The sequence below is a fragment of the Shewanella donghaensis genome (assembly GCF_007567505.1).
GTDB lineage: Bacteria > Pseudomonadota > Gammaproteobacteria > Enterobacterales > Shewanellaceae > Shewanella > Shewanella donghaensis.
The window spans coordinates 625,704-639,511 of record NZ_CP041783.1; the positions used below are offsets into that span (position 1 = coordinate 625,704).

Genomic DNA, 13,808 nt, shown 5'->3' on the forward strand with positions numbered 1-13,808 from the left:
TAAATTCGTTCAGAACATTGAGACCAAAGTAAATAGTCTATTTGGAATATCGGTTATTCCGTTATTACAGTGAGACATTGTTAGTATTCAGCTTATATACAGTGGGGCATTGTTAGTATACCTCTATCTATTTTTACACTTTTAGGATCTTTATGACTGAAATGCCTGATAACGATACGGTAATACCAACGTTGATCAATAAGTTACCTCTCTTTGCACGAAAGCTTAGTTCTTTCATTCTAGTGCTATCTGTTATTGCAATAATGAGTTATTGCTTCTCTTTATTAACTCGAATTCATGGTCAGCAAATTTCAGAAGACTATTTTGTAAACGGTTACCCATCCATTTTAACGTTATTAGATTCAGAATTATTTATGGGTTTTATCTTTGTCGTAACCATCATGTTGATTTGTTATGTGCTGTATCTATTTTGGCAGTTGCATGAAGTGGCTGTTCATAAAGCCGAAGCGATGTCGAGTGCGCATACCCAAATTGTATTTGCCTTGTCGTTGTGTGGATTATTTATTGATAAAACCTGGTGGGTACTTGCGATTATTATTGCCTTCGGTCGCTGGGACGTCTTATCTAATCGGCTTTCAAGTATTATTAGCAATGGCATTAAAGGAGACAAATAATGAAAGAGATCATGCTTCCTTATGTGTTAATTATTTGGCTATTGGTTAAATTAGGTGTTATTCAGTGGAATTTAGCTAATGCAGTGCGCAGTGTCGGCTTAGGGTTATTCATTGCTTTCGCACTCTTCACAGGGCATCGATTCTGGTCTCCAGCCGATTTAACGGATAGCTCAACAATCAAAGCACCTCATGCTGTATTAAGCCCATTAATTGGCCAAGAAGTTGAAAATGTTTATGTCACACACAACCAATTGGTAAAAAAAGGTGATTTAATTTACACGTTAGTATCGGTAGATAGCACTGAGCAAATTAACGCGTTGAAAGCTAATAGAAGTGCGGTTGAGGCTCAGCATGCAGCAGCTATTCAGCAAATCAGAGTTTTAAAAGTTAACATCAATAATGATGAACGTAACTTAGCCAGATTAACGGCGCTGAAAGAACATGCAAGCCAAGTTGATCGCGATAACTTAGCTGCACAAATTGATGCAAATAGCGCGCAAGTGGCGGCCAATATTGCTCAGTTAGATGCACAAACGGCGCAAATGCAATCCTATGATGCCGATATTCAATCTGCTAAATGGACCGATTCCCGTCGTGAAATACGGGCTCAGTTTGATGGACAACTCGCTATCACTAATGTGGTTGAAGGCACACGTTTAGGTAACATGCATCTATTCGATACCAGTAAGAAGTTTATGGAAATGCGAATAGCGGATCAATCTTATCGTTATATTAAAAAAGGGCAGTTTGCCGAGTTTTATGTAGATGCTTATCCTGGTGAAATTTTTAGAGGTAGAGTACACAGTGTTACCTCTGGCACCGGTGAAGCGATGATTAATCCTATGAGTGGTAGCCAGCATGTCCGTCAACATGTAGGCAATAATTCAGGCTCTCATGGCCGTACTGTTGTTATTGAGTTTGAAGAACCTGAAGGGTATTCGCTTCCTATAGGGGCAACAGGTTCTGCGTGGATTTCCGCAGAGAAACCTCATCCAATATTGGGCTTTATGGACATTATTGGCGGGGCTACTGTCAGGCTGAAAGCACTAAAGTCTTATTTAAATGCGCTCTAGTCTCTAACAAATCGAGTGATAACTAACAGCGATTACAACCTTAAAGGAGCCCTTAGGCTCCTTTTTTATACTGTAAACCCAACCTATTTTTTGTTCATGAGTCAGCGTTGTGGTACAGCTGCTGGCGGTATTGTGATGATTGGCGTACTTATCCATCAATTAGGGTTACCCGTTGAAGCAATTGCGCTTGTTGCGGCGTTAGATCGTATTATTGATATGTTCTGTACCAGTACCAGTACCAATGTTGTTGGTGATGCAGCGGTGGTTACTTTGGTTGAACACAGTGAACAAGTACATGAGCAACAAGAGCAAACGGCTCCAGTTACGGCGTAATCTATGTAGTTCAATTTACTGATACTCTTTGATAAAGCGACTTTTCTACTAATAGAATAAGTCGCTTTTTTTTATACAGAGGTTTGTATTATTCAGGGGTGATAAATTACTGTTAATACCGTGATTACTTGACGGCTGCAATTTCATTATCAGTGGTGTTATTGTCTAACCACTCACGCAGAAGCCCCTGAGTTAAAATAGCCATTGCCATTACTTGGTATAAGATTCCTGACCATGACATCAAATATATTGAAAGCATTAGGTTAAGTAGGTTACTGGCTATCATAGCGAGTCTTAATTGGCTTCCTGCTAAGAAAAACAAACTAAAACTCATCGTTATCGCTGCCAATACCGCACACCATTCACTCCAGTGTTCTGCCCAGAGCAAACCTTGGGATATGGCAATGGTGCTGAATATGAGTGACATTACCCATGGTGAGGTTAACCATGCGTTAAGCTGTGATGAGTTTGCGTCCTTATCACTGTTTAAGCTTTGGCATAACCTAAAGCGTATAACATTCACGAGTTGATTCGCCATGCCTAAAAAGCTGCCGAGTAAGCCTAAGTGAATCGCAGTGAGTACCGATGCTATCATATTGCCATGAATAAATTTGCAGTCTTGTTTCTGTCCGTTTGCCCACCAGCCAATAAACATTGAAGCAAAGCCAATAAGCTGAAACCAAAACAGGGGTTCGAAAAAGAACTGAACATCAAAAACGGCAATATCTAACACAGGCAAACACAATCCAAGAAAATTTAAGGCTGCGTATTGTCGTTTTTTTCAGCAATAAAACAATGATAAAATCGCGATTTATGCATTGCTAATGTATATAACGATAAAACTGTGAGATTAAGTCTCTTTTCACAAATGATTGTAATTTTAAAGTTGTGCTGCTGTTTGTTTAATGATCGTTTTGTGTGTTTTTAGGTTGATTTTTGGTCTGTTTTTAGTTAGCTCAAAACGCGAATGTAGGAACGAAAAATATAATGACTGATTAACGGCAGTTTATTTGGGGGATATCTTGCCAGCAAGTGGTGTACTGCGGTGTTAAAAGCTCTCGGCGCATATGCCATTTCCCTTCGATTCCTTGAGCCGCGATAAATACGGTATCGGTACCATAACGTTGATTGAGTTGATCATAAACTTGCATTAAAGCGGGGTCTTTTTCTGGGGTAAATAGGTCACCTTGACGATGTTTAGTGGGGGATAGATCTAATAAGCCAATCCCCATTTTATAATAACGGGTATGTGGGTTATATAATTGACGAGCTATTTCAGAGGCGTAAGCCATAATCTCGCAGCTGTCATTAGTTGGATGGGCGCAGCGGTAATGATATTTAAAGCCATTGGGTTGCTCATCATATGGCGAGTTACTGGCAAATATTAGAATCGTGCCTGCTGCAGAACCTTGTTTTCTCGCTTTGGCTGCAGCAATGCCAGCATGTTTACTGAGTGCTTGCTGTAATGTACTTTTATCAGTGATTCGCTCTCCAACGCTACGGGTGGAAAAAATCTGCTGTTTATCCGCTCTAGCACTATCCCAACCTTTACAGGCTTCACCATTAAGCTCTCGTACTGTTCGTTCAATTTCAATACTAAAATTCTTGCGTGCAATACCGGGTTGTAGTTTTGCCAATCCAAGCGCAGTTGTTATTCCCATGGCATGTAGTTTTTTACCTATACGGGAACCTATTCCCCATACATCAGTGACTTTCATGGCTGACAAAATTGCATCTCTTTGATTAACTGATTCAATGTAACAGACGCCATTGTAGCCATAGATTTTTTTCGCAGCATGATTGGCGACTTTAGCAAGGGTCAATGTTTCAGCAATACCGACACACACAGGTAAACGGGTTTCTTTCCAAACCGCCCGACGTATCTTTGCCCCATGGGTTAATAAACAAGGTATTGCGGGGTAGCAATGCTTAAACGATAGAAATGACTCATCAATTGAATAAATGTGTTGCTCAGGGGCAAAGCGGCCAATGACTTCCATCATACTATGGGAGAGAGAACCATAGAGTTCATAATTGGATGATAGGGCAATAACGCCTAATTGCTCACATAAAGCCCGTACTTCAAAATAGGGGCCAAATTTACCAATCCCCAGTGCTTTTGCCTGGCGATTTGCGGCGACGATACAACCATCGTTATTAGACAGTACCACGACAGGGCGACCACGCCATTCAGGGCGAAATACTTGCTCTGCGCTGCAATAGAAAGAGTTTGCATCAACGAGTGCATACATAAGTTAACTATCCATTTAATCATTAACTAATAAAGGGCTTTGACGATGGCAACGAATAGAACGTATTACTACGCCCTCAACACTGAAGCTGTCATATTCTTGAATCGTCACACTCTGGTGGCTGTCATTGGCGGAAAGTAATAATCGGCGTTGTGTGTCGATAAGTTTGCAAACAAAATTGCCATTATAGTTCGCCACAATCACATCATGATTCTCAACGCTGACATGACGATCAACAATTAAAATATCCTTATCAAAAATACCAATGTTCTCCATTGAGTCACCACTGGCTTGGCCAATAAAAGTCGCACTGGGATGTTCGATTAACAGCTCGTCCAAACTTAACGGTAATTGTCGATATTCAGCTGCAGGACTTTCAAAACCGGTGATACCGGCACAAGCAAAAATAGGAATAACCTTCATAAAAATCGACACCAATAATATACTGTATATTTATACAGTATTATAGCTAGCCCCGTAGAATTGGCAATAAATTCCGTAAAAGTGTCGAATAAGTGTACGAGTTGTTGGTTGTTTGATCTGTTGTGGGGCGTTGAAGTAATGATTTGCAGCGTAAGGTGAACTAAAGGGGTTTGAGAAGCACTAAACTATGAACGAGTTCTAAATTAGCTACGAGCTCTTAGAAAGTGGGCCGCGAACTATTAGCGAGTTAGTTGCGAATAAATCATCGAATAAAACATTCTTTATAGAAAAACGTTAAAAGTTAATTGTTTGTTCAGCTTACGTTTAGCTTAGGTAGGTAAAATAGAGGCAAGTTTAAAGCTTGTCATCTGTATCAAGATTTTATAAAGCGTTAATGCTGATGATTATGGGGAAGCGTAAAGCGCTTAATGAGTTACATTGGCAGCAAAAGATAAGTAATTAGCCACAGGAAAGCTAAAATAGATTCATTGGTACAGACTAAATAATCTATATCGGCAGGCTTTAATCAACAGGTCATATTTTTAGAATAGAATTTTATATAGCAATTGATTGGGAAGTGCGGCAATCAGCCAGAAATCAGTTGTTCATCAATGGGAGTAAACACAATGAAAAAAGTATTTATCATTTCAATGCTAACAATATTATCTTTTGGCGCGAGTGCTAGCCCATCTACTCAAAAGCCCGTTGTCATTCAAATTCAGGATTCATTCACGCAAATCAATAGTGCATTAAGTTGTTCAATCGTATACTCCCATACGCCAATGGCTTCACAGGCCGATTATTATAAAGGAGTTGTCTATGAACGCTATTCTGATCTTGTTGAACAACTCGTGTTATCAGGCCAGTCAGAAGAGGGCGCAAGACAAACAGCGATTGAAAAAATTGTCATGCAAACACAAACCATTGAACAACAAATCAATGATACTAAAAGCGGTGGAAAAACAGAGTTAAAACAACTGCTGCAACAAACGGCTAAAAAGAATGATTGTGTACATTACGCAAACAATTAAGATGTACGGTCATAGTTAATGTTCATAGAGTTATTAATATAATCGTTAGCACCATTCTCATACAATCCTAGTGCCAATAAATTAGTGCCAATAAAAATGCAGAATGTCATTAACATTCTGCTATGTTATCTAGTAAGAGTGCCAACGAATATTAATTTAAGGAGGAAGCCATGAAATTAGCTCAACTGAATGTCGCATTAGCTAAATATCCATTAGATGGACCAGAGCTTAAAGACTTTATGGATAATCTTGATAGCGTTAATGCAATAGCAGAAGGTAGCGCAGGGTTTGTGTGGCGATTACAAGATGAATCCGGTGATGCGACCAGTATTCAAGTATTTGACGATCCCAATATGATCGTTAACATGTCTGTATGGCAGTCTGTTGATTCTCTTAAAGATTTTATGTTTCGCACCCACCATAAAGATTTCATGAAACGTAAAGGCGAGTGGTTTGTAAGATTACCAGAAGAAACCTATGTCTTGTGGTGGATAGAAGATGATCACATTCCCAATTTAGAGGAAGCATTAGCGCGCTTAAGTTACTTGCGAAAAAATGATAACTCGCCTTATGCTTTTAATTTCAAAGCAAACTTTACAGTAGAAGATTTACTGGATTTCAATGCTAACTAATATGCAGTGATAGCCCTTAAGCTTTTAACGTCAGTTGATTTGATTGATAGGAATTAGCAGGACTGAATTTAGAATTGTCGACTTATGAAGCCTACTCTTAAGAATGGAAAGAACTTCTAGTTCTGAACCGAGTATGGGTCTGCTAAACTGCTTTTGTCATTTCTAATCGAATATAAATTTGTCATGCAGAGTAAGCCACTTCGTCAAGCCAAAACAATCGAGAATGTTTTCAACAGTGCCTACTGGCATCTTGGTCAACAAGATTTCACTATCAATGAAATTCGAACAAAGCTTGGGCGCAAAACAGAAAACCTTGAATGGATTGATACCGTTCTCGCTAGATTGATCGAAAACGGTTATTTAAAAAATGATTTTGATTTTGCTGTGCGCTATTGCGAACTTGCTTTTAGTCATGAGCTGGGTAAAGCGGCAATAAAACGAAAGTTACAGCAACGGGGTGTCGCAGTTACCGATATTGATAGTGCCCTAGAGCAAGTGATGCATGAGCAAAACGTCGATTCATTTGAAATGGCTACAGCGCGATTGCAAAACAAATTTGAAAACTTTTATGGCACCAATAAAGAAAAAATTTATTCACAGATGACCACCAAAGGTTTTACTCGCGCTGAAATTGACCATGCATTATCACTCCACCCTCAAGTTGACACTCTGCGCAGTAAACTTGTCATAAAAGCTGAAAAAACAGATTTGAAAACTGAAATAATCAAACTGTTTAATAAAGGCAAAGGTAAAACGCTTATCATGCAGGAGTTAAAGCAAAGGTTAATCGATGTGAGCGAGTTTGAAGACATCGTTTACCAACTGACTTTAACTGATGATGTCGATTTTTATTTGAGTTGTAAAACGCAACTAGCTAAGAAGCGTTATGACTTATCTGACTATAAAGAAAAGTCGAAAGCTTATGCGTATTTATCTCGAAAAGGTTTCGATAGTGATGAAATAAAAGAAGCGATGATATTAGATGATGAATGAAACTAGACTTTTGTATTTATATAACTAATGTCACATTAGCATTCTGTCGAACCATCTAATTATTTAAAAAGAAAAGCTATAACTATCAAGTTTATACCTACCATTGTAATGTTCAATTTACCTCGATTTAGCATAATTCTCTAGTCCCGCATAAGCTCACAATAATTGTCGTTGGCGAAGTATCGAACGTAAAGAAATGTAATTTTTATTGATAGGTTTAAACGTCCTATGTTTATATTTAAAGTATCAATTGTATGTTTTACTGGTTGCGGTAATTAGTATTGTTATTTAGTGCTCGTGATTTTGTTGTTGTCGGTTAACTATCTGCAATTGATGTTCAGTAGAGTAAGTCTGAGCAAGATTAGATCTACTGAGGACAATATATCTGTTTTTAAACGTTGAATTTGTGATGTTTAGGAATTTCTATCAAGTACACAACATGGAAGTACTATGAAAAAACTCAATAAATTAATATTTACCGCTTGTGGCGTTGTGAGCATTCTATCGTTACAAACCTTTGCTGCTGCACCAGTTGCGCCACCCATAGCAAAACAAAATGAGACATGGGTTTTACAAGTAAAACGCTCAGATGAATTTAATAATAAAGATTCAGCTAAATGGAACTTCCAACCTGAAAATTTTGGAGTATGGTCTTGGCGCGATAGCAATGCTGTCGTTGCTGCTGGAAAATTAACATTAACAACTAGGCGGGAGAATCATACTCGAACATTTTGGGATGGCTGTAACAAGAAGCAAGTGCCCAATTTCCCATTGTATTACACCTCTGGGATAGCTAAGTCACGTGCGACAGGGAATTATGGTTACTATGAAGCGCGTATAAAAGGCGCCAATACATATCCTGGTGTATCACCTGCATTTTGGATGTATAGCACGATTGATCGCAGCTTAACGGAAGATGGTGATGTGCAATACAGTGAGATTGATGTTGTTGAATTAACCCAAAAAAATGAAGTGAGAAAGTCAGATCATGACCTACACAATATCGTGGTTATCAATGGTACACCAACTTGGCAGCGTCCGTTACAAGTACCGTTTAACCATAATCAAATAATATTACCTTATGATCCTCGTAACGATTTTCATACCTATGGTGTCAATGTCACTAAAGACACCATTACTTGGTATGTCGATGGGCAAGAAATCGGGAGTAAACAAAACAAATACTGGCATCGTCAGATGAACTTAACCTTATCTCAAGGTTTACGTGCGCCACTCACAGAATTTAGATGTAACCAGTTTTATCCATCACCACAAAGACCTGCTAATGGTTATCCAACCTCAATGGAAATTGATTACGTGAGAACGTGGTTTAAGACCGGTGGTAATTCAGGAACCGAGCCGACAGAACCTTCTGAACCAGGTGATGGCGGTAGCTGTCCAACTTCTTGGGTACCTGTAACGGGTGTAACAGTAACACCCAGCTCTAAAGTCATGACAAGAAATCAGACACTGACATTAAATACCACTGTTAGTCCATTATGTGCCACTAACCAAAAAGTTACTTACTCTTCAAGTGATGCCAGTATTGCTAAAGTGAGTTCAAGTGGGATTGTCACTGCTCGAAGCAGAGGTAATGCCATTATTACTGTGAAGACAAAAAATAAAGGTAAAGTTGATACTGTAAACATTACAGTAAACTAATCAGCTGCCTAGATTTGATGATTGTTAACAGTGCTAGAGCAAGGTAGCGATTAGCTTATTTATATCTAAATTTCATATAGAGTATTTATTTGAATAAATTTGAATGATGAAACACGGGTATGTTGTAAATAAGCTAATCTGTGAGGTGAGAATGAAGAAGCTAGAATTGAATTTATACATCAGTAAGCTATTGATTATATTAGCTTTAGTTTTAATTGTTTATTATGGTTATCTCAATAGGCTAAATGGTATTGAATTATCAATGAAAATCTCGATAGCCGAAGAAATAAAACAACCCATATTTGCTGAGTACGAATTTTATGATGAGATAGATACGTTACCAATTAACACTGAGATCGCAGCAAGAGACTTCTACCAATTACTTAATGGAGCATTACTGCAAAGTTCACCACAAATTCGTTCTACTAAAATTAAGCAATTACTCAGTCTCTGGATGAATGAAGATATTCTTGCAGTACTTATTTGGTTAGAGCAGCAACCGTTTAGCCATGAAGTTGGTGAGTATTATTCACCAATAATTCAACGTTATAGGCAAGATGATATTGAAAGTGCGGGGGAGTTGATTTTAAGCCTGCCAAATTACAATACTTTGCCCAGTATTGTATTGGATTATGTGAGTTACCTTGCTGAAATAGATAGTATGGCAGCGGCTATATGGATAGATAGTATTAGCGATGAAACATTAAAAATTCAGGCTCAGCGGCAACTATTACAGACTTGGTCGCAACATTCTCCTCATGAAGTGATTCAGCATCTAATCGATAATGCAGATATTAATGTTTCGATTCGTGCAGATATTATTAAGGACATAGTAAATCAGATCAGTAGAAATGAACCACTCGCGACTATTCAATCTTTGCACCTCTATCCTGAGGAGTTTCAAATACAAATAGCCTATAGTCTAATTTCTCACTGGAAAACTTCAGCGCAGCACTCCGCTGTAGAGTGGATAAATACGTTGGATGGCAGGGTAAAAGACAAAGCTGTACATAGTTATATTGATTATTTTGGTGTTACTCAAAATCCGTTAAACAGCTTTACATTAGTCACTAAAATGCGTGATTCACCGTTAAAAAATACACTTTTACTCAGAGTGCTAAAGCAATGGCATCAAGTATCTCCATTAGCCGCTAAATCTCATTTGCTTAATAGCACAAACTTGAGCCAACAAAATAAAGAAAAAATACTGCAAGATTTAAGTTTTTAACGGTTAAGCACTTGATAGCATAAGGCATAAAATAATGACATTGCTTAACTTTGTCATTCATTTAAATAAATTTATGAACTCTAGTTAAATTGTTTTATTAGAAGAAAATAGTTATTTATTTACTTTTATAAAAAATAGCATTAGTGTTTTAAATGTAATTAAAAATAAGACTACGATGTTTGTTTGTATAGCTATTTTTGATATTAAACTTTGGCTTTAGTCAAAGTATTTATATTGGAATATCCCATAATTTATTAAAGGAATAAATAAATAATGAATAACTTTATCAAAAAAACTGCAATCGCTTCTTTAGCTACCATCGGTATTCTCAGTGTTGCTTCTACAGCTCTTGCTGGTTATCAAAATAAATGGATTCTAGAGTACCATTACATGTCTGGCTCTTCGGTTGTGGGCGAAAAAATAGTTAACCAATGTACTGGTTCTTCAACAAATATAGGACAAGTTACAACTAGTATAAGATTAGTAGCAAGTGAGCCTTGTGGTTATGATTTCTAGCCAAGCATATTTAATAATTTAATAAGAAATTAATATTAGTCTCAAAGTCCCTTTTTAGGGACTTTTGTTATGTGATGAGTATTTATAACAAGCGAACTCCGTTCTATTTATAATAGATATTTAAGTAATATTCTATGTGCTCGAGACTATTAAAAATAACTATTTATTAATGATTTTAAGTTAATTATTATTAATAAGTATGTATTTATAGAACTGTTAATGTTTTCGGTAGTATTTCAATGGTAGTAATAAAAAATATTCTGTTTAAGGTTTATGTACTCTATTGTTTATTATCTCCTCTTAAAAAACCTTCCTAGTCAAGTTTATATATTGTTAAAAAACCGCTACCAGACTTTCTCATAAAGGCTCACTAAATTTGTTCCTAGTACTTTTTCAATAATTGCTGATGAATGGCCACGCTTTTCCATGTAATAGCCTATGAGCTCCATTCTACGAATGGTATTTAACTGTGGAATGAACGGTGGTCTGTTGGCTGACTCACCAGGGGCTGAAATACCCGCGGCTTTTCTCCTAATCACATATTTGCGGATCATTTCACGATACTCAGGACCATCATTGACAGGTAATACACCTTGATCGCTTCCAATAGCCACATGATCTTCACCACAAAGGTTAATGGCATAATCAATATGCTTCATTAATGATTCGGCAGTAATCTCACACGCGGTTTGATTCCATTTCAGCAAGTGCTCTAATGGTCATAGGATAAATTAGTTTGATTTTATTGCAGTTGACTCACGTTCAATTAACACTGGTGTGTACTTCAGTGATGCTTCAATGATAGGGATACAGTTATCTAACTTCTCACTGTAATTTGTCTCTACAGCAATATTCAGAGATAACTTGGCTGCATGGTGAGCCATAGTTTCAATAGGATATTGTAATGTCGTAAGTTTTGGTCTTGAAAATCGTGATAACAATACGTCATCACAGCCAATTACAGAAACATCTTTGGGCACTGAAAATCCATTATCTTCTAATGTGGATATAGCGCCAATTGCCATCGCATCGTTATAAACAAAAACGGCACTAAAAGGTGTGTTGGCTGCAAGAAGTTGCTGAGTCGCAGCTTCTCCACCTTGGAGTGTTGGTTCTGCATACACGACCAGTTTCTGATCAATATCCTGATTAGATTCTTGTAGTTGTTCGGTAAATCCTTTCAAACGTAAACTCGGATCTTCAATATCATAGTTACTTAAAATACAGGCAATATTTAAGTGCTTACTTTTAATTAGGCTTTTCGCCGCTATTTTTCCGCCTTCGATATTATCAAGCCAAATACAGCGATGCGCTATCTCTTCGATATAACGGTTTATCAATACGAAGTTAGGGTTATCTTTGAATAACTTAATAAGCGTTTCATTAGGTATTAACTTACTGTGAATAACAATCGACTCACAACGTTGCTGTAATAATAATTTGATAGCTTCTAGTTCTGAATCAGCACTGAGTTGGCCTGTGCTGATTAATAATTGTGTGTTGTGCTGCCTTGCGACTTTATCAACGCTGTTAGCTAAAGCGGCAAAAAAGGGGTCTGCTACATCAGGGATCACTACGCCTATGGTGGATGATTTATTCGTTACTAGCGATCGTGCATTTATATTTGGGCGATAACCCATGGTTTCAATTAAGTCTACAATACGCGCACGAGTTTCTGGGCCCACTTTAGGACCATTATTGACGACTCTGGATACTGTTGCCACAGATACGTTAGCGGCTTTAGCAATATCTTTGATAGTTGCGTTAGACAATGAAACCTCTGGAACTTATAAAAGTTTGGCTAAATTACTACTAAGAGCACAGGTTTACAATTGTTTAATGGCATTTTTAAAGTTTAAAAAAAGCTATTGCCATAAAAAGGGTAAACGTTTACCCTTGTTTCAATTAGAACGAGTAATTAGAACGAATAATTAGAGCAAGTCATTCGAACAAACAATCAGGATACCGACATGGAATTTGATCCGACTGAACATCCACATCGTCGATACAACCCACTTATCAATGAATGGGTTTTAGTATCGCCCCATAGAGCTAAACGACCTTGGCAAGGTCAAGTTGAAAAGATCGATGAAACAGTGAAGCCAAGTTACGACGAAAGTTGTTTCTTATGTTCAGGTAATACTCGAATTAATGGTGAAGTTAACCCGGCTTACACAGATACATTTGTTTTCACCAACGATTTTGCGGCCTTAAAGCAAGACACGCCACAGTTTACACAAGATGATCCTTTATTCCGTGTTGCAACAGAACAAGGCGAAAGCCGCGTTATCTGTTTTTCACCTGATCACAGCAAAACGCTGCCACAATTATCAGTAGATGAAATTACTAAGGTTGTTCAGACCTGGCAGCAACAAACCCATGAACTGAGTCAGCAATATATTTGGGTACAAGTGTTTGAAAACAAGGGCGCGGTAATGGGTTGTTCAAACCCACATCCACATGGGCAAGTTTGGGCTCAAAACCAGTTACCAACATTGGTTCAAAAGAAGCAGGCGGCATTAACTGAGTATTATCAAACTCAGCAATCAACTTTGCTAGAAGATTATGCTGCGCGAGAGTTCGATAATCAGCAGCGTGTCGTAGTCTCTAATGATGATTGGCTTGTTGTTGTGCCTTATTGGGCAGCATGGCCTTTTGAAACGTTATTACTGCCGCGATTTTTAATTCAAAGAATGACTGACCTTACAGCAGAACAGCAAGAATCACTCGCAGACATTTTGCAACAAATTACGATTCGTTATGACAATTTATTCAATTGTTCATTCCCATATTCTATGGGGTGGCATGGCGCACCTTTTGATGATGAAGCGCATCCTGAATGGACATTGCATGCCAGCTTCTTTCCACCGTTGTTGCGTTCTGCCACTGTGCGTAAATTTATGGTGGGTTACGAAATGATGGCTGAAGCTCAGCGCGATTTAACCGCTGAACAAGCTGCTCATCGATTACGTGATGCAGCATCAATACATTATAAAAGTGTGTAAATAGCTTTATAAGTTGTTATACGAA

Annotated in this window: 14 protein-coding genes and 1 pseudogene; 10 read left to right on the plus strand and 5 right to left on the minus strand. The window is 37.8% G+C overall.

What is annotated here, in order from left to right:
- Positions 1-152: 152 nt before the first annotated feature.
- From FPK91_RS02595 to FPK91_RS02605, 3 genes and pseudogenes are all read left to right on the plus strand, one after another.
- Positions 153-635, plus strand: coding sequence for a magnesium transporter (locus FPK91_RS02595; protein WP_227006662.1), 483 nt, complete (start codon positions 153-155; stop codon positions 633-635).
- On the plus strand, positions 635-1,708 hold the full coding sequence (locus FPK91_RS02600; RefSeq protein ID WP_144207569.1) for an HlyD family secretion protein: 1,074 nt from the start codon (positions 635-637) through the stop codon (positions 1,706-1,708). Before FPK91_RS02595 ends, FPK91_RS02600 begins: the two co-directional genes overlap by 1 nt.
- An 87-nt stretch (positions 1,709-1,795) precedes the next feature.
- A pseudogene (locus tag FPK91_RS02605) lies at positions 1,796-2,041 on the plus strand (cation:dicarboxylate symporter family transporter); the annotation flags it as partial.
- 124 nt (positions 2,042-2,165) lie between these two features.
- Here FPK91_RS02605 and FPK91_RS02610 read toward each other — a convergent pair.
- The 3 genes from FPK91_RS02610 to FPK91_RS02620 form a co-directional block, all read right to left on the minus strand.
- A complete protein-coding gene (locus FPK91_RS02610) occupies positions 2,166-2,774 on the minus strand; it encodes a YgjV family protein (protein WP_227006742.1) in 609 nt (202 codons plus the stop codon).
- Positions 2,775-3,036: 262 nt separating this feature from the next.
- Positions 3,037-4,293, minus strand: coding sequence for a Y-family DNA polymerase (locus FPK91_RS02615; protein WP_144207572.1), 1,257 nt, complete (start codon positions 4,291-4,293; stop codon positions 3,037-3,039).
- 15 nt (positions 4,294-4,308) lie between these two features.
- Positions 4,309-4,716 carry a LexA family protein gene (locus tag FPK91_RS02620; RefSeq protein ID WP_144207575.1) on the minus strand — a complete coding sequence of 136 codons (408 nt, stop codon included), beginning with the start codon at positions 4,714-4,716 and terminating at the stop codon, positions 4,309-4,311.
- 626 nt (positions 4,717-5,342) lie between these two features.
- On the opposite strand from FPK91_RS02620, the gene FPK91_RS02625 reads away from it, so the two are divergent.
- The 6 genes from FPK91_RS02625 to FPK91_RS02650 all read left to right on the plus strand — a co-directional run bounded on the left by FPK91_RS02625 (position 5,343) and on the right by FPK91_RS02650 (position 10,778).
- Positions 5,343-5,747, plus strand: a complete 405-nt coding sequence (locus tag FPK91_RS02625) for a hypothetical protein (RefSeq protein WP_144207578.1) — start codon at positions 5,343-5,345, stop codon at positions 5,745-5,747.
- 170 nt (positions 5,748-5,917) lie between these two features.
- The gene (locus FPK91_RS02630) at positions 5,918-6,379 is read left to right on the plus strand and encodes a DUF3291 domain-containing protein (RefSeq protein WP_144207581.1); all 462 of its coding nucleotides are present in this window, start codon (positions 5,918-5,920) and stop codon (positions 6,377-6,379) included.
- Positions 6,380-6,562: 183 nt separating this feature from the next.
- The gene (locus FPK91_RS02635; RefSeq protein ID WP_144207584.1) at positions 6,563-7,372 is read left to right on the plus strand and encodes a RecX family transcriptional regulator; all 810 of its coding nucleotides are present in this window, start codon (positions 6,563-6,565) and stop codon (positions 7,370-7,372) included.
- A 450-nt stretch (positions 7,373-7,822) separates the two neighbouring features.
- Positions 7,823-9,034, plus strand: a complete 1,212-nt coding sequence (locus FPK91_RS02640) for a family 16 glycosylhydrolase (RefSeq protein WP_144207587.1) — start codon at positions 7,823-7,825, stop codon at positions 9,032-9,034.
- Between the two features lie 151 nt (positions 9,035-9,185).
- Positions 9,186-10,262 carry a hypothetical protein gene (locus tag FPK91_RS02645; RefSeq protein ID WP_144207590.1) on the plus strand — a complete coding sequence of 359 codons (1,077 nt, stop codon included), beginning with the start codon at positions 9,186-9,188 and terminating at the stop codon, positions 10,260-10,262.
- A gap of 273 nt (positions 10,263-10,535) precedes the next feature.
- Complete coding sequence (locus FPK91_RS02650; protein WP_144207593.1) at positions 10,536-10,778, plus strand: hypothetical protein; 243 nt, start codon at positions 10,536-10,538, stop codon at positions 10,776-10,778.
- 344 nt (positions 10,779-11,122) lie between these two features.
- Here the strand turns inward: FPK91_RS02650 and FPK91_RS02655 are convergent, their stop codons facing one another.
- Both FPK91_RS02655 and FPK91_RS02660 read right to left on the minus strand, forming a co-directional pair.
- Complete coding sequence (locus FPK91_RS02655) at positions 11,123-11,485, minus strand: membrane dipeptidase (RefSeq protein ID WP_144207596.1); 363 nt, start codon at positions 11,483-11,485, stop codon at positions 11,123-11,125.
- 24 nt (positions 11,486-11,509) lie between these two features.
- The gene (locus FPK91_RS02660; protein WP_144207599.1) at positions 11,510-12,550 is read right to left on the minus strand and encodes a LacI family DNA-binding transcriptional regulator; all 1,041 of its coding nucleotides are present in this window, start codon (positions 12,548-12,550) and stop codon (positions 11,510-11,512) included.
- Positions 12,551-12,748: 198 nt separating this feature from the next.
- On the opposite strand from FPK91_RS02660, the gene FPK91_RS02665 reads away from it, so the two are divergent.
- Complete coding sequence (locus FPK91_RS02665) at positions 12,749-13,783, plus strand: UDP-glucose--hexose-1-phosphate uridylyltransferase (protein ID WP_144207601.1); 1,035 nt, start codon at positions 12,749-12,751, stop codon at positions 13,781-13,783.
- Positions 13,784-13,808: the final 25 nt, after the last annotated feature.